The sequence below is a fragment of the Streptomyces sp. NPDC024017 genome, from assembly GCF_040638895.1.
Lineage (GTDB): Bacteria > Actinomycetota > Actinomycetes > Streptomycetales > Streptomycetaceae > Streptomyces.
This window is the reverse complement of sequence record NZ_JBEZYZ010000023.1, coordinates 42,646-58,840: the sequence shown is the minus strand read 5'-3', so window position 1 is coordinate 58,840 and position 16,195 is coordinate 42,646. Positions and strand designations below refer to the sequence as shown.

The 16,195-nt window shown below is 69.0% G+C and carries 13 protein-coding genes and 3 pseudogenes; 6 read left to right on the top strand and 10 right to left on the bottom strand.

Annotation, left to right across the window (positions count from 1 at the left end; all coding sequences use genetic code 11):
* Positions 1 to 349 precede the first annotated feature (349 nt).
* From AB0G20_RS38050 to AB0G20_RS38025, 6 genes and pseudogenes are all read right to left on the bottom strand, one after another.
* The gene (locus AB0G20_RS38050) at positions 350 to 2,470 is read right to left on the bottom strand and encodes a M48 family metalloprotease (protein WP_361311054.1); all 2,121 of its coding nucleotides are present in this window, start codon (positions 2,468 to 2,470) and stop codon (positions 350 to 352) included.
* A gap of 1 nt (position 2,471) precedes the next feature.
* A complete protein-coding gene (locus AB0G20_RS38045; protein WP_358524252.1) occupies positions 2,472 to 3,059 on the bottom strand; it encodes a hypothetical protein in 588 nt (195 codons plus the stop codon).
* A gap of 133 nt (positions 3,060 to 3,192) precedes the next feature.
* Positions 3,193 to 3,363, bottom strand: a pseudogene (locus AB0G20_RS38040) (SAM-dependent methyltransferase); the annotation flags it as partial.
* A gap of 684 nt (positions 3,364 to 4,047) precedes the next feature.
* Positions 4,048 to 4,842 (bottom strand): annotated as a pseudogene (locus AB0G20_RS38035) (alpha/beta hydrolase); the annotation flags it as partial.
* 50 nt (positions 4,843 to 4,892) lie between these two features.
* A complete protein-coding gene (locus AB0G20_RS38030; RefSeq protein ID WP_361311049.1) occupies positions 4,893 to 5,714 on the bottom strand; it encodes an oxidoreductase in 822 nt (273 codons plus the stop codon).
* A 548-nt stretch (positions 5,715 to 6,262) separates the two neighbouring features.
* On the bottom strand, positions 6,263 to 7,015 hold the full coding sequence (locus AB0G20_RS38025; protein WP_361311047.1) for an alpha/beta hydrolase: 753 nt from the start codon (positions 7,013 to 7,015) through the stop codon (positions 6,263 to 6,265).
* A gap of 494 nt (positions 7,016 to 7,509) precedes the next feature.
* Here AB0G20_RS38025 and AB0G20_RS38020 point away from each other — a divergent pair, with 494 nt between their 5' ends.
* Positions 7,510 to 8,073, top strand: a complete 564-nt coding sequence (locus AB0G20_RS38020) for a helix-turn-helix domain-containing protein (RefSeq protein ID WP_361311045.1) — start codon at positions 7,510 to 7,512, stop codon at positions 8,071 to 8,073.
* A 73-nt stretch (positions 8,074 to 8,146) separates the two neighbouring features.
* Positions 8,147 to 9,006 (top strand): IS5 family transposase gene (locus tag AB0G20_RS38015; protein ID WP_361311104.1). Its coding sequence is split into 2 segments (ribosomal slippage): positions 8,147 to 8,435 and positions 8,435 to 9,006, totalling 861 coding nucleotides; the frame shifts between segments, so codons are not numbered across the junction.
* Here AB0G20_RS38015 and AB0G20_RS38010 read toward each other — a convergent pair.
* From AB0G20_RS38010 to AB0G20_RS38000, 3 genes and pseudogenes are all read right to left on the bottom strand, one after another.
* On the bottom strand, positions 9,003 to 9,452 hold the full coding sequence (locus AB0G20_RS38010; RefSeq protein WP_361311043.1) for an SRPBCC family protein: 450 nt from the start codon (positions 9,450 to 9,452) through the stop codon (positions 9,003 to 9,005). The two genes, AB0G20_RS38015 and AB0G20_RS38010, sit on opposite strands and share 4 nt — an antisense overlap.
* Positions 9,453 to 9,801: 349 nt before the next feature.
* The gene (locus AB0G20_RS38005) at positions 9,802 to 10,014 is read right to left on the bottom strand and encodes a hypothetical protein (RefSeq protein ID WP_361311041.1); all 213 of its coding nucleotides are present in this window, start codon (positions 10,012 to 10,014) and stop codon (positions 9,802 to 9,804) included.
* Positions 10,015 to 10,185: 171 nt separating this feature from the next.
* Positions 10,186 to 10,983: pseudogene (locus AB0G20_RS38000) on the bottom strand (IS30 family transposase); the annotation flags it as partial.
* 835 nt (positions 10,984 to 11,818) lie between these two features.
* Here AB0G20_RS38000 and AB0G20_RS37995 point away from each other — a divergent pair.
* Entirely contained in the window at positions 11,819 to 12,859 is a 1,041-nt protein-coding gene (locus AB0G20_RS37995; protein ID WP_361311039.1) for a hypothetical protein, read from the top strand.
* 202 nt (positions 12,860 to 13,061) lie between these two features.
* Positions 13,062 to 13,259, top strand: a complete 198-nt coding sequence (locus AB0G20_RS37990; RefSeq protein WP_361311037.1) for a hypothetical protein — start codon at positions 13,062 to 13,064, stop codon at positions 13,257 to 13,259.
* Between the two features lie 8 nt (positions 13,260 to 13,267).
* Here the strand turns inward: AB0G20_RS37990 and AB0G20_RS37985 are convergent, their stop codons facing one another.
* Positions 13,268 to 13,492 carry a hypothetical protein gene (locus tag AB0G20_RS37985; RefSeq protein WP_361311108.1) on the bottom strand — a complete coding sequence of 75 codons (225 nt, stop codon included), beginning with the start codon at positions 13,490 to 13,492 and terminating at the stop codon, positions 13,268 to 13,270.
* 497 nt (positions 13,493 to 13,989) lie between these two features.
* On the opposite strand from AB0G20_RS37985, the gene AB0G20_RS37980 reads away from it, so the two are divergent.
* Together AB0G20_RS37980 and AB0G20_RS37975 are read left to right on the top strand one after the other, a co-directional pair.
* Positions 13,990 to 15,408: an FG-GAP-like repeat-containing protein gene (locus tag AB0G20_RS37980; RefSeq protein WP_361311034.1), complete on the top strand. Its 1,419-nt coding sequence runs from the start codon at positions 13,990 to 13,992 to the stop codon at positions 15,406 to 15,408.
* 222 nt (positions 15,409 to 15,630) lie between these two features.
* Positions 15,631 to 15,825 carry a DUF6207 family protein gene (locus AB0G20_RS37975; protein ID WP_361311101.1) on the top strand — a complete coding sequence of 65 codons (195 nt, stop codon included), beginning with the start codon at positions 15,631 to 15,633 and terminating at the stop codon, positions 15,823 to 15,825.
* The last annotated feature ends 370 nt before the right edge of the window (positions 15,826 to 16,195 follow it).

The window sequence follows — 16,195 nt, the reverse complement described above, 5'->3', positions numbered from 1 at the left end:
TGAGGGTGTGGCACGCCATGTGGCTGGCACGCATCGACAACAAGATCGCCGAGCTTCAGCGGCGCGAAGCCGAACGGGAACACGCTCGGCGCGTCCGGCCCGCCCGACCGGAGTGGATCGTCCAGCTCGGCATCGGCACCGGCCGCCCGTCCAGGTCCACGCCGGCGACTGCTACGCCGCGGGCAACCGTCGCCGCGCCATCAACCGCGACGAGCCCGCCGCCTCCTGGCCTCCGGGCTCCCCGCCTGCCCCCACTGCCAGCCCGACATCGACCTGCGCATCCTCGACTGACCTAGAAAGCTCCCGTCAGCGGTGCCGCCCCGCGGTGCGCCGGGTCCGTTCGCCGGGCTCACGCGGCTGCGGGGGGGGGGACGCGCGAGGCCGTCGCCGCGGCGCGGTGGTGGCGTACGGCGTAGACAGCGGCCGCGGAGATACGGCCAGCCACCGCCACACCGGCCGCGGCCACGCAGAGCAGCACACCCGGCAGCAAGCCCAGGAGGCTGCTCCCCGTGAACAGGAGGAAGCACGCGCCCGCACCCACGGCGAGACACACCACCGCGTACCGGACCCGGCGCCGGAACTCCGCGTCGTGCGGGGCGGCGGCCGCGCCGACGAGGACGGCGACGTAGCAGACCAGGCCCAGGGCGGCGACGAGGGCGAGCGGCGTCTCGGGGGTCTTCACGAGGAGGCGGGCCACGGCGGCCGCCGCCCCGAACGTCGTGGCGGCGGTGACGGCATGGGGCAGCAGGAGCCGCGGCCCCCTCACGGCCGGAGCCTCGGTCCGCGTCACCGGCTCCTCCGGGATCAGCAGAACGGGAACGGACGGCTGACCCGGCCGGCCGCGCAGGAACGGCAGCACCACGCCGCTGAGCAGAGCGACCCCGACCACCACGGTGCGGACGTACGGGACGCCCGCGCCGGGAAGGGCCGTCGGGAACCAGGCCGCCGTGACGAGCACGCCGTACGCGCCCGCCCACCAGGACGCCACCCGTGGTCCGCACACAGCGACGCAGGCGAGGGCGAACAGGGCGAGCGCCAGGACCGACAGCGCCGCCGTCAGCGCGAGGCCGAGCCCGAGGGCGTCAGTGACAGGGCTCCACCACATACTGCGCAACTGCACGGACCGGTCGCCGAACGTCTGGCTCGGATGCAGCGCGCACCCGGCGCACAGCCCCACGAACAGCCCCAGGGCGAGCAGCGCGAGCCGCCCCACCACGGCGCGCCCACCGCGCGCACCGCCCCACGCGGCGACCGTGTGCCGGATGCCGGTGCCGAGGACGGCACCGGCGGGCAGGAGCAGGGGCAGCGCCAGCCAGGCGTAGACCGGGCGCAGCGTCTTGAGCTCCAGGAAGCCCAGGCGCAACCCGGACAGCATGATGTTGAAGCTGTCGCCCAGCAGCAGGTTCACGGCCAGCAGAGCGACACAGCCCGTCAACGCGGCGTCCCACACACCGAGTTCACCCGCGAGGTCGGGGTTGCACAGGACCGCCCGGCGGCGCTGGAGGGCGGGGTGGGTGGCGAACGGCAGACCGCTTCCGCCGCGTCCGGCGGCCAGATCGACGAAGAAGGTGTCCAGCCTCCGTCGCCGTTCGTCCCCCCGGCCCGTTCCGGTGGGACCGCCCCGTACGGCGAACGCGTCGGCGTGCAGTTCCCTGGACTGCAGGAAGGCGTTGCGGGCCGCGTACAACAGGCAGGCGAGCAGAGCCAGATGGAAGGAGAGCCGCAGCAGGTACGCGCCTTCCCCGGCGTCACCGAACACGGCGAAGCAGAAGGCGACGGCGAGCAGTACGAGGAAGGCGCCCCACAGCGCGGTGACGCCGTGGGTGAGGTCGAGGTCGCGGTGGCGGATGTGGCCGAGCTCATGACGGACGACGACCTCGAAGGTGCCTCGATCCTCGTCGAACAGCTTCTCCATGCCGCTCGCGAGCTCGATGTGCCGACGCCGCCAGTGCCCGAATGCCACCGCGTTCTTGGTGTAGTCGTCGGCGTTCAGCCACACCCCGTGGACGGTGACCCCGGCGTCGCCTGCCAGCCGGAGCACCGCGTCGGCGAGGTCCGGCCGGTAGCCGGATCCCGGGCGCAGTCGCAGCAGGCGGCGGAAGAGGATCTGCCGGTACGGGCTGAGCCAGTACAGGACGAAGCCCCCCACCCCCAGAATCCCCAGCGCCAGCCCCACCCGCGACTCGTCCCGCGGCTCAGCAGGCTGCGGGCAGTGCTCCTCCAAGTACCGCTTCAGGGCAGGTCCGTGCCCATCCGGTACCGGTTGCGGGGGCCACACCGGGGCCTGGCGAAGGATCTCGCGTTCCACCGGGGACATCGGCAGGGTCAACTGGAACGACCTGAGCGCGCCCGGCCAACACAGGCTGTAGGCCTCGGACTTGGCCTTCTCCTGGCTGGTGGTGGCCGGAAAGGCGATCGTGACGGCGGCGGCGGCTAGGGCGGCACAGAAGAGGAGGGCCCGTGCGAACACGTCAGCGCCCGGTCGCCGCTGAACCGTCTCCCTCTGTGTCTGTATCTGGGGCTGGGTCCCCAGTGTCCGTGGCGTCCGTCGTGTCCGTGGCCAGCATGCGGACGAGCTCCGCCAGCACGGAGTCGGCGACCCGTTCGGCCCGCTGCTCGGAGACATGACGCAGGGCGCCCGACAGCGCGGCCGCGCGCCAGCGGGCCAGTTCCGCCGCCGCCGGCACGGCGGGTGCGGCGGGCTCGGGCGGCTCCACCTCGGCCCGTCGCCGACGCCGCGCCACCCGGCCCACGAGGCGCGAGGTCAGCCTGCTCACCAACTCGGCCGACATCACCCCGAGCACCCCGACCGCCGCCGACAGCGCCGCGGGCGTCACCGCGTCGGTCGGCAGCCCGAGGATGTCCACCGACAAGGGCCTACGGCGCCACAGCCGGGGGCGGAAGTGGCTCCGGGCCCGCCGCTCGAAGAGCGGGAGCTCCTCCGCGGCCACCTCGGTCACCACCGACTCGGCCAGGGCCCGCGCGAGCAGACGGCGCTCCGCGTCGAGCCGCCACGGGCTCGTGGACAGGACGGTGCCGGACGGTGTCGGAGTCGTCATGAGTGTGCGTCAGCCCCCCGCTGCGTCGTCAACCCCCCGCCGCGACTGCGCGAATTCGGACTTCGGCACATGTGTCGCCACGTGTCGCAAGTATGGACCCGTGCTCCTCGCCCTGTCCGGCGAACGGCTCGAATCAGGCCTTGCGGGCCACACCCGCGTACACCGGCACGATGCCCTCCGCCTGCAGGGCCACGTCCTGCGGGTCCGGCCGCCATCCGGACACCGGGATCAGGCCCGGCCCGAGCAGCTCCAGGCCCTCGAAGAAGCGCGCGAATTCGGCCAGGGAACGCGGATGGAAGGGTGTACGGAAGTCACCCGTCGGCCGGGGGCGGACAAGCATTCCGAATCCCGCGCCCAGGCTGGCGGCACCTGCGCCCGCTGCGACTCCCGCCCAGCCGTCCAGGAGGAAGCCGAAGCAGGCTCCGCTACCCACCACGCACACCAGCACCGTGACGGTCATCGCGTACACGCGGGTACGGAGCGGGGTCGTCATGGCCAGCAGTATGCCCACGCCCTCGAGTGCTGCGGCCGGGGCCCTCATGTCGTTGGCGAGCGGAGTTGTACGTCGCTCGCCGGGCGATGCGCAGCCACTCGGGTGGCGGACATGGCGGGTGGAAGGGATGGGAGGTGACATGGACGCTGCCGGAGCCGATGCTGACCACCCCTGTGTCCGTGCCCGATCTGCGACCTGGCTGTGCTGCGGAGCCGAAGTGGGACGGATTTCGGGCTCTCGTCTCCGTCGATGCGGGCCAGGTGGTGCTGCGTTCCAGGCGTGGGGCCGTCGTTTCCGGAGGTCGTTGCCGGGGCCGTGCAGCTGCCGGACGCGACCGCGGCGCGCCGGGTCGCTGGTCAACTGCACGATGACTCTCCTCGGTGCGGGAGGCGTCCCGACTTTGTCGTGCCTCCTGGGGGGCCGGTGTCCGTGTGAACGGTCAGTCGGCGAGGAAGGCGTCACCTGGCTGGCGAAGTCCTTGGCGTGTTGGAAGAGGAAGGCGTGCCCGGCGTCGCTGTAGGCGACGAGGGTGGCGTCGGGGACGTACTGGACGGCGGTGTAGGACGCCAGGGCGGGGATCATCGCGTCCTTGATGCCGGTGGCGTACAGAACGGGCTGCCGGATGGTTGCCAGGTCCGCGCGCACCTGCTCGAAGGGGATCGACGCGTCCTTCTGGATCGCGGCGATCTGGCCCATGGCCGCGGCCTCGGACACGTCGGGGCGTCCGGCGGCCAGCCGGGGGGCCACCCTGGCGAGGTGTTCGTACCCGGCGGCGCGGCCGGTGTCCGTCTCGGGGAAGAACAGGAACACAAGGTCGTCCCCGGTGGTCTCGGGCTTGGTCATGGTGGCCCGCACCTTCGGGTCCGGGTCGGGAGCGCCGGGCACCGTGCCGCCGGGGTTGGCGGCCGCCACGACCAGCTTGCGCACGAGATCGGGCCGAAGGCGGGCGATGTGCTGGGCGATGGTGCCGCCCAGGGTCCAGCCGAGCAGGTCCACCTGGGGCAGACGGAGGGCCTCGATGAACTCGACGGTGCCGTTGGCCATCCCCTCGACCGAGTCGCGCGGGGTGCCGGTGGTGTAGCCGGTGCCGACGTTGTCGAACACGATCACGTCATGGCTGGCGGCGAGGTGGTCCAGGAACTCCGGGTCCCACCAGTCGAGGGTCCCGCGGACCCGGTTCAGCAGGACCAGCGGGATACCGCCCCGCGGGCCGATGCGCCGGTAGGTGAACGTCGCGGAGGGTCCTTCCACGGTGAGGTCCTCGGCCGCGTCTGCAATGTATGTGCTCATGGCGGGGTTCGCTTTCCTGTCGATGTGTCGTGGAGGTCTTCTGGGAGTCGTCAGGCGGGCAGGTGGTTGAGCTTGCGCAGCTGCTGGTCGAACATGCGGGAGGGGACCATGCGGCGCATGGTGCGGACGCGTCCGGTCATGGCGCCGGCGGTGTAGCGCAGCTTGGGCTTGGCGTCGGTGGCCGCCGCGACGATCTCCTTGGCGACGACGGCGGGGTCGTCGCCGCCCTTGACCGCGCCGGCCATGTACTCCTCGAAGGCGAGCCGCCGCTTGGCGTAGACGTCCAGGGGCTGGTCGGGCCGCACGCTGGCCGCCTCGATCGCGGTGTTGGTCCAGGCGGGTTCGACGAGCAAGGACCGTACGCCGTACTCGCGTACCTCGTGGTCGACGGACTCCGAGTAGCCTTCGACGGCGTGCTTGGAGGCGGCGTAGACCGCCATGTAGGGCTGCGGGATGAACCCGACGATGGACGAGATGTTGATGATCCGTCCGCTGCGCTGGGCGCGCATGTGCGGCAGGACGGCGTTCGTCATGCGGATGACGCCGAAGACGTTGATGTCGAAGAGACCCTGCGCCTGCGCGGCGGAGCTCTCCTCGGCGGCGCCCGCCGAGCCGATACCCGCGTTGTTGACCAGAACGTCGATCCGCCCGAACCGGTCGATCACCTCGCCGACCGCAGCGGTCACCGAATCGTCGCTGGTCACATCGAGGTCGAGGAAGGTCACGCCCTTCACAGGGGTGACGTGCACGGTGTTGCGGCTGGTGCCGACCACGTCGTAGCCCGCCGCGGCCAGCGCGAGCGCGGCTGCCTTTCCGATGCCGGAGGACGCACCCGTGATGAGGGCTACCGGTCGTGTTGTCGTCGTTGCCATTTCGGACTCCTGACTCATGGGATCGCTTCCGATGTCCCCTCAATCGGTTTCATCAATGTATCAGGTTTGCCTGTAGCAGCAACAGTAGAGCATCAATTAATCGGTTATCCGTAGCGCCAACGTATCCTCTACGGAGGGTCACCGGATGGGCTGACGCTGCCGGGCAGGGGTCGTTCCAAGGTGCCGCCGGCTCCATGGAGCAGACCCGCGGACGGCGGGCTGAGCTGCAACGACGTGTTGGGCCGGGCGGACACGCAGGCCGTCGCCGTGACGGCCAGGACGACGCACCGACCCTTTCGCGGCCAGCACGCGCCGCCGGCCGCGGGGGCGCCTCAGTCGCCCATTGGGCCCATGGCTTCGATGGCGGCGCAGATGTGAGCGAATGGTCTGGGGTGCGCAGTCGTGACGCGGAGGGCTGCGAGGGTGCCGGGGGGACTCTCTGCGTGGCTCTGCCCCGCCGGGCGGGGCTCCGGCGGGGCAGGTGTGTTGATCGGCCGTCACCGTGTGCGGTGTCGGTGACCGTCTCGCGGTGCTGGATTGATGGGTTGTCAGTGGTCGAGGAAGGTGTTCACCTCGGCGCCGAACTTGGCGGCGTACTGGATGAGGAACCCGTGGCCGGCGTTCGGGTAGATGCTGAGCTGGGCGTTGGGGAGGTACTTGGCCAACAGGTGGGAGTTCTTGGGGGGCATCAGGATGTCGCTGTCCCCGTCTGCGACCAGCGTGGGCTGGAAGAGGGCGTTGAGCCGCACCAGCTTGGACTTGTCCGGGATGCCCCACTCCGACATCGCGGTGAGCTGCGCGTCGCGGGTCTGGAGGCTCGCGGGCGCGTCGTGGTCAGTGGTGCGCTGGCCGAGGCGCTGCAGGAACTCAGTTCCGGCGGCCTGGCTGGATGCGGTGTTCTTGAAGAACAGGAAGAGGAAGTCGGCAGGGCCGGGGTTGTCCGCCAACGCGCTCGCCAGCACCTTGAGGTCGGACGCCCTCTGGTCGACCCCGCCCTGCGGGCCGGTGCCGGCCAGGACGACGCGACGGACCTGCCAGGGGCGCCGCAGGGCGACCTCCTGGGCCACCTGGCCGCCGAGGGAGAAGCCGAACAGGTCGTAGTGGGGCAGCTTGAGGGCGTCGATGAAGTCGATGGCGTCCAGGCTCATCTGCTGGATGGTGCTGGGTGTGGTGCCGGTTGAGCCGCCGACGCCGACGTTGTCCACGAGGATGACCTCGCGCTTGGCGGCGATGGTGTCGATGAGCTTGGGGTCCCAGTTGTCGAGGGTGCCGCGGTAGTGCTGGAGGAAGATCAGGGGCACGCTGCCGGCGCTGGGGTTGCCGAAGCGCCGGTACTGGTAGGTGACGCCGTTGGCGGCCTTGACGCGCAGGTTGGGGGCGGTGGCGGCGCTCTGGGGGGCTCTGCGTCTGTACGACCGCGTGACGGGTGACGCTGGAGCTGTCGCTCACTGCGCTCGCCACACTCGGCGCGGCGCCGGCGACGGCGGCGACGACCGACATGGTGGCCAGCGCCACTGCGGTGCGTCGGGAGACACGGGTGCGTAGCTTCGTTGTGGGCATGCCAATTCCTTGAGTCGGGCTCGGATGTCTCCTCCGGCAGGGGAGACGGGATACCGGTCGTGAGCGACGGTCGTGCAGATGCCCGCTCCGCCGGTGCGGCGTGATCCCTTAACAGTGTCACTAAAGTATCAACTATCGCCAGAGTTGCAACATTAGAGAATCAATTAATGAGATACCCGTAGCGCACCCGTATCCTCTACAAGAGACCGGGTAGCGAACCAGACAGGAGACAGACATGGGCCGAGCACTGCGGGCAGATGCCGAGCGCAGTGTGCGCGCGATTCTGGAGGCGGCCGAGCAGGTCTTCGCCCAGGACGCCGGCGCCTCCATGGAACAGGTCGCCGAAGCGGCGGGACTGACCAGGATCACCGTTCACCGCCGCTTCGCGAACCGGCAAGCCCTCCTGGAGGCGCTCGCCATCTCCGCCAAGCAGCAGCTCATCGACGCCATCGAGGAAGCCCGGCCGGACGCCGCTCCCGCACTCGTGGCTCTGCACCGAGTGACGGCGAACGTCCTACGGGTCAAGAACACCTGGCGCTTCACCCTCAGCCACGCCACCGCTCACACCCCCGCCGCAGCCGCCCTCTGGGGCGAGATCAACACCCACACCGTCAATCTCATGAACCGGGCGCAGCGCGAGGGGCTACTCGCCCCGGACGCAGACCTGGAGTGGACGCGGCAGGTGTACTACGCCCTCCTCAGCGAAGCCATCAACAAGCCCGGCGCGGAGCAGGACCCGGACGCACTGGCCACGCTCGTCATCGACACCCTCCTGCACGGCGCCGGGCCGCGCGGCTAGGACCTGTCTGATAATTGATCTTGTGGTGGGTCGTGGTGAGCTGACGGATGCGGCGTGGTAGCGGACAGCGCCTCTGCTGCCGGGTGTTGACGGACGAGGGCGGCCGTGGCGGGATCACCGGCAGGTGATCAACGGGGTGTTGTGGCGGTTGCGGACCGGTGCTCCGTGGCGTGACCTGCCGGTACGCTATGGTCCGTGGCAGACGACCTATGAGCGATTCGCCCGCTGGGAGACGGATGGAACCTGGGCTCGCCTGCTCGAGCAGGTCCAGGTCCGGGACGACTCCGTCGGGGCGGTGGAGTGGACGGTGCCAGTCGACTCGACGATCAGCCGGGCTCACCAGCACGCCGCCGGCGCCCGCAAAAGGGGGCGTCGACGGGGGACGAACTGGAAGATCCGGCACGTGCGACGGCTGGCCAGGCGCTCGGCCGGTCCCGCGGCGGGCTGACCACCAAGGTCCATCTCGCCTGCGACGGCCGTGGCCTGCCCCTGGCCGTCGTCGTCACGCCCGGCAACGTCAACGATTCCACCGTCTTCGACGACGTCATGGACGCCTTGAGGGTGCCTCGGGCCGGTGCCGGGCGGCCCCGCCGCAGGCCCGACGCGGTTGTCGCGGACAGGGCGTACTCGTCCCGGGCGATCCGCCAGTCCCTGCGGCGCAGGGGCATCCGGGCGGTGATTCCGGAGCGGGCGGATCAGAAGGCCAACCGTGTGCGGCGCGGACAGGCCGGCGGCAGACCGCCGGTCTTCGACCGAGAGCTCTACAAGGCCCGCAACGTGGTCGAGTGCTGCTTCAACCGCCTCAAGCAGTTCCGTGCGATCGCCACCCGGTTCGACAAACTGGCCACCCCCTACAAAGCCGGAGTCCACCTCGCCTCACTCATCCTCTGGCTCCGGGAGCCCGCCCAAGATCGTTCGTCAGACAGAACCTAGGCCGTGCCCGCCTCAAGCAGTTCTTTGAGGTGCGCCTCGTCCCGCGGAATCTCCTTGCGGACCAGTGGCTTGACCACGAGCGGAACGAGGACCTTGCCGATGCCGTGCGGCTCGAGATCGAGGGACAGCGTCAGTCGGGACCGCTCGCCGTCGTCGAGCGGCTCGATCGTGCCCTGGAGGTCGCTGCGGACCGGGCCGTCGACGCCGTGGAAATGCCAACTGCGCGGCGGGTCGAACTCCGTGACCTCCATGGTCATGGGGACCTTCAGGCGTCCGATCCGCCGCTGCACCTGGAAGCGAGAGCCGACACCGAGCGGCCCTTCACTCAGGGTGCGTACCGCTTCGGCGCTCTCTTCCCACTCAGCGATGTGCTTCGGATCTGTCAGGTACGAGAAGACTTCGTCGGGGCGACGGGAGATGTCGATGGCTTCTTCGATGCGGGACATTACGCCCCCTTCAGGTAGTCTCTAGGGCAAAATGATCCCATGGAGTGGGGTGGGCGACCATAGGTCGCCGCGGCCCGGCGAGCCGCCTGTCGCACCACGCCAGAGCATGGCCCTGCCGGCCGTGATCAACGAGCCCAAGATCATTTGCCAGACAGGGCCTAGGCCGCGCAGCACAGCTTTGACCATGTACCGGTGATAGCGGCCCAGACCGGGGCGCTCTCAGCGTTTCCCTTGATACGCCGCCCATGTGAGTGGATGGTCATACCAGCTGGGTCACCCAGCACCTCGCGCGGTCGGCGTCCTCAGCGGCCTCGGAGCACCCATCCTGTCGGTCGAACTCCGGTCTCGTTCAGCGCCCTGACTGAGAGACGCCCTGCACTACCTGAACGACCACGTCCAGGATTCCCTGGCCGACCGCTGTCGGGGCGATGAGCACGCCGAAGACCAGCACGATGGCGACGGTCAGCTTCTCGTCGAAGCGGCTTCGCGCCTGCGTACGCCGACGCAGCCGCAGGATGATGATGATTGCCAGCAGAACCGCCACGTTGATCGTCACTAACATCAGGTCCGCCCTCCCCCATCAGGCACGCGTGTCCTCGAACCTGTGTAGCTGGAGCAACTTCACACGGCGGTCCGGTTTCCGATCGTTGGCGGTATAGCGCTTCTGTCCGGCCGGATTACGGGTCTTGACCAGCGCATACAGTCGTCGGCGCTCTCACACGACGGGCGCGTCCAGGTCCTCGCGGGTGTGGACCGTCAGGTCGGTGTCCTTGGGGAAGTGCTGCCGCAGCAGGCCGTTGGTGTTCTCATTCGAGCCGCGCTGCCATGGGCTGGCCGGGTCGCAGAAGTAGACCGGGATGTCCGTGGTGATCGTGAACTCGCGGTGGCGGCCCATTTCGCTGCCCTGGTCCCAGGTCAGGGACCGCTTCAGGTGGGTTGGCAGGTGCTGGACGGTCTCCACCAGGGCGTCGCGGAGCAACTCGGTTCCCCGGCCGTTGGGAAGGTGCAGGAGCATCACGTAGCGGGTGGCGCGTTCGACGAGCGTGGCGATCGCGGAGGCTCCGTCCTTGCCGATGATCAGGTCGCCCTCCCAATGGCCTGGAACGGCGCGGTCGGCGTGCATCGGCGCGGGCCTGGGCGGCGAAGGGCCGGTACTGGCCGTTGGCGGGAGCCGGTTGCGACGGATCTCCCGGCTGACGGTCGACGGGCTCCTGTTCAGCTCACTGGCTATCGCACGGACCGTGGCCTTCTCCCGAAGCCGGTCGGCGATGAAGATCCGTTCTCCCTCGCGCAAATACCTGGACGCGCCAGAAGGCGGCGCCGCCGGCCGAACCGGAGATGCCGCCTTCTGCTTGCGGTCGGCACGGCGGCCGTTACGCCACCGGCGGCCCGTCTTGGCGTTGATACCGACGATCCGGCACGCCTGGTTGTTACTGAGGCCACGCTGCATGAGCAGGAAGTATGTCTCCCGCTCACGCAGCAGCTTCTTCGACCCCTGGGCCGTCCGGATCTCCCGGATCTCGAAGTCCATCGCATCCCCTGAACTGGGGCGTTGCAACGACCGCTAGAACGGAAGGTGTTCGCTGCCGGGCCTTCGTGTGCTCAGCCGGGCAGCGAGGCTCTCGCCCCGCGTAGCCGAGCTGCTTCGGCCTCGACGCTGTTCAGCTCTCCGCACGTGCACAGTGGCCTTTGCCGCCCGGGGGCGGGTGGAGCGCCGACGGGCGGGACCTATCTGTGTGGCGTGGCGTCGGCTCAGGCCACGGGAGGTTGCGGGGGTTGCGCCTGCCCTGCCGCGTGTGTTGACGTCCGGGACGCTGGGACACGTAACACATGTCGTCCGGGTCGCTGTGCCGAACCGCGACATCTAGTGCGTGAGCGACGCGATCGATGTCGGCCGTGTCAGGAAAGACGCACACCAAGGCGCGAGCTTCAGCGCTTCTTCGACTACGCCGATAACCAGGTGGCAGCCGCCCGAACCTCGGGCAAGCAAGGGCTGGCTCCCGGCCATGCGTGACGCGACCGCCATGAAGGCCACGTATGCCCTGGGGGCTGCGTCGCCGCGAGGTAATCACCATGCTGGGCATCGCCCGGATGCACGAAATGGCAGGTCCGGTACTCCCAAGAAGCGCGAATTTCATATCCGGCTATCCTGAAGGAGAGGCCCAATTGCAGTGCCTCATTCAACCTTCGGGCCTTCAACTTTAGGGCAAGGCCGTTCCCTTCGCGAAGCTGAGCGGGACAGCCCGCCTTTCAACGAATTCGCAAGCACCCTGGCGGGACCGGGCTTGGTAGGCCGCATGTTAGGGGGAACCTCCGGGGCGAATCCATATGGTTCAAATGAGCCAGACATCAGGAGGGTCGAGATCATGGCAACAGTAATGACAGCCGAACCGCATGCGTTCGTCGACTGGACGTCGAGCGAAAGCGGCACAAAGGCCATCGGGAAGCTGCTCGGCCGGAATGTGACAGTCACGGGTAGGTCCCCCAACAGCGTGCGCGAAGTGAACGTCAACAGGGAGCACACTGACTTTCAGTGGCCCGCCTTCACTCCCTCACTGGACACCTCAGACTCGGTAGAACTCATCAGCAGGGCCACCGAAAATGAGTTCACAATCGACCTCGGTGGCGAGGTAGAGGAATTTGTCCTTCACGTGGGATCACTCGCCTCAATCCTGACGTTTATTGACCCGGGTACGACTGTCACCAAGGTCAGCGGCGACGTGGAGTTCGAGGTCCTCCCCGGGCGCGACGGGGTCAAAGGTGCACTAAAGGGAGACGCCCGCCCCACTGATTCCAACGGTACCGTTCGCGTCAGGAAGTCCCGCGCCTTCAGCTCGATCAAGTTCAAACTACAGAAGAACTACATCGAGCCTTCTCCGGACGACGGCGTATACCTGCAGTTCGGCAGGATAGTAAAGTTCGTCGACTGGACGATTCGCGAGAACCAGCAAACGGTCGCCGGGAACTTGGACGGTCAAAGGGTAACGGTCACTGGGAACCTGACCGAGGTGCTTCTCAACGGGGAGCATCAAGGGTTTGGAACTCCGTCCTTCACTCCCTCACTGTCTTTCTCGGACTCGGTGGGACTCGTGAGCCTGCACACCGAAAGCGAGTTCACAGTCAACCTCGGTGGCGAAGTGCAGGAAGTCTTCCTTCACTTGGGGTCCTTCGGCTCCATCATGACCTTTGATCCGGAGATGATTGTCACCGAGGTCAGCGGCGACGAAGGTTTCGACGTCCCCCAGCCAAACGTAGTCACAGGCAAGGCGAAGAACGGCCCACCCACTGATTCCAATGGCACCATTCGCGTCAGCAAGCGCCGGCGCTTCAGCTCTATCACGTTCCAATTGAAGATGAGTTCCGATCAGGGCGAGCAGGATGGCGTATACCTCCAGATCGGTCGTTAGGACGTGGCCGCTCGGCCGCCCTCTCCGGGCCTAGAGGTCATCCAGGGGCGGCAGGGCGGCGAGAGCGGCCGCCAGGGGCTCGGGGCTGCCCTCCCGGTTCCATAGCTCCGTGCCGCGCTGCGCCCAGTGCCACGCGGCCGACGGCGCGACGCGGAACGCCCGGGCGATGTGCCGGACGGCAGCGGCCGCCAGGACCGAGACCGTGCGCAGGTGGTCCCGGTCGGCCCTCCTCCTGGCGCTCCGCGTCGTCCAGCTCCTCGCGCGTGGGGCGGCCGTCCAGGATGGCGGCGAACACGGCCCGGGGCCGCTCGCGCTCGGGCACCAAGCGCTCGAACAGGTCGGCCGCGGTGAGGGCGCGCGGCGGATCGCCTCGGCGACGGTGACCTTCCACGGCCAGTAGACCTCGGCCTACCAGCGCTCGCGACGGGCCCGGCGCTCCTCGGGCGGCAGGCTCGTGTCTGCCTTCGGCGGCCGGGGCGCGCAGCGCTGCCGCAGCGGCCACGGGAACAGCTCGCCCCCGTCGACGCGCCACAGGGTGGTCACCTCGGGGTCGTGCGGGTCGCGTACCGCGTACGTGCCGCCAGGCAGGCGCGGGACGACGGGACGGGCGGCGAGCTGTGCAGCGGACGCCATCGCTCCTCCTGGTGGTCTGTGTCCTTGTTCGCATCCCTTGTCACGCAGTGAGCGAACGCTCAGGGGGCGAACGGGCATGGTCGGGGGGTGGCGGCGGGTGGGCCGTGGTGGGGCGGTGTACGGGCGTAGAGGGCGCTCGGAGGCTCCCGGAGGGTCTGATGGGCGGGCGAAGACGTGCTCGACACGGGCCCGGACCTGCTTGTGGGACTTGTTGTGCGCCTGCTTCCAGGCGGGCAGTGTCTCGTCCTTCGCGTGGCGGCGATGTGGCGAGTGCGTACGTCCGCGGCTCTCCGTGTCCTCAACGGACCACCTGGCCGGAGGCGCAGGACGCAAGCCGATCTCGTCGCGGAAGGCGGTACAACCATCGGTGATGGTGGGGCGTCTGTTCTTTGTTACGCATCGTGTGATCGAGCGGGTACCCCGCCGGACGCCGGGTTGCGGACCACCATTCCGGGTCGTAGACGCCATCGGCGTCTGCGGTGACACAGGAGGATTTCGTGCGTCACTCAGTCCGTCTTGCCGTGGCAGCGGTCCTCGCGGCGTGTCTGACCGGCACTCTGGTGGCCGTCTCGGCCGACCAAGCCGTCGCCGCCGGGTCCAAGCTGACCGACGACTTCAACGGCGACGGATACCGCGACCTGGCCATCGGCATGCCTGGAAAGACGATCAGCGGGAAGGAGGACGCCGGCGCTGTCCTCCTCACCTTCGGCTCCGCCCACGGCCTGACCGGCAAGCACTTCTACATCACGCAGAACTCCACCGGCATCCCCGGCACAGCCGGGTACCAGGACTTCTTCGGCAGCAGCCTGGCCAGCGGCGACCTCGACCGCGACGGGTACGCCGACCTGCTGGTCGGCAGCGAAGGAGATGCCTCGGGCAACGGCTCGGTGACCGTGCTGTGGGGCGGTACCTCACCGTTTCGCAGTGCCCTCGCGCTGCCTTCGGGACCGTCGTATCCCTCGCGCATGTTCGGCGCCGACATCGCCGTGGGCGACTTCACCGGCGACTCGCGCCCGGACGTCGCCGTCAGCGGGCAGACATCCCTGCGGCTGTACTCCGGCACGTTCACCCACACCAAAGCCCCCGCCGGCCATGACGTCACCGGCCCCGATTCCACCAGCAGCGGGCACCTCGCAGCCGGCGACTTCACCGGCGACGGCAAGAGCGAACTGGCCGTCGTCCAGCAGAAGACCACCCTCGTCTACGGCCAGGCCCCCGGCACCGCCGACACCGACTCCTTCACCGCCCAGGCCCGGCTCGCCGGCGGAGACCACGTGGCGGCCGGCGACCTCAACGGCGACGGCCGCGACGACCTCGCCATCGCCCTGTCCAACCCCCGCCTCAACCCCAATGGACTGGCCGACCCCAGCAACGGCTCCGGCTACATCACCGTCCGCTACGGCGACCCCCAGATCGATGGCGGCCTCGCCCCCTCAGGCCGCAGCTACCACCAGAACACCGCCGGCATCCCCGGCGCCAACGAGAAGGAAGACGAGTTCGGCGCGGCGATGTCCATCGCCGACATCAACGGCGACCACCGTGCAGACCTCGCCGTCGGCATCCCCTACGAGGCCCTCGGTCGAGCCTCCAGGGCAGGCGACGTACTCGTGCTGCGCGCAAGCGCCAGCGGGCTCACCACCACCGGCGCGGCACGCTACTCACAGGACACCACCGGTATTCCTGGCAGCGCCGAGACCAACGACGTCTTCGGCTCCCAGGTCCGCCTCGCCGACTTCAACCGCGACGGCAAGGCAGACCTCGCCGTCTCCGCCCCCTACGAAGACCGCGGCAACGGCGCCCTCTGGCAACTGCGGGGCACCAGCAGCGGTCTGAACACCAGCAGCGTCAGCGTCTACGGCCCCAAGCAATACGGCGTCTCCTCCGCCTCCGGCATCGGCGAAACCCTCCTCAGCTGAAGCGGAAAAACACCGAAGCCCGCTTCGGCCCGCCGCGGCAGTCCTTGAGGTGGCGCGCGGGCTGCAGGGGTTCGGCCGACCGCCGGGGCAGTGTCGCGAGCGGCGATGGCGGTGCGCCGGCCGGGACGTACTCGGTTGGGTGAACATGCCGAGAAGGGGCCCCCGGGCGCGTAGTGCCGGGCCGTGAAGCGGATCAGCGAAGCGCACCTGGCGTAGCCGGGCCTGGCCGTCGTCGGGATTGCGGCATGTGACGACCAGACCACGTTCGCCGTCCAGGAACTGCTCGCCGGGCGTTGGGCGACCGCGTCGGTGGACGGTACGACCCGGGCACCTGGCGAACCGGCGTACGGCTGCGCTGCTGCCTGGACGTGCGCCAAGAGCTCCGCTCGTAGTGTCGGATTCAGGGTCCAGCACTAGCGGGGCCGAGTTCCTGCCTACCGGTAACCGTCTCTCACCAGGGAGGTTCCATGGGTGGCCGACCAGCCTGTTGCGGTCGTCCCAAGTCGCTGATCCGCGCGGTGCGGCAGCGAGTTCAGCACTGCGGCCTCGACGGAAAGTACCACCGAGGCCGCGTCGCAGTCGTCTAGGCCGTCAGCGCCCCCGCCAGCCAGACCAAGCTGCCGGCGACCACGATGGCGATCGATGATCAGCACGCGGCCAACGTTGCAACTTGTCCACGCTGACGCCGCGAAGGCCACTTTCCGTCTTCGACCGGAGTAGGAACGGACGGCTGCTCGCGCTGCGGTGTCGGCTCTTCACGGCTGCTGATGATGGCCGTCCGATCGCT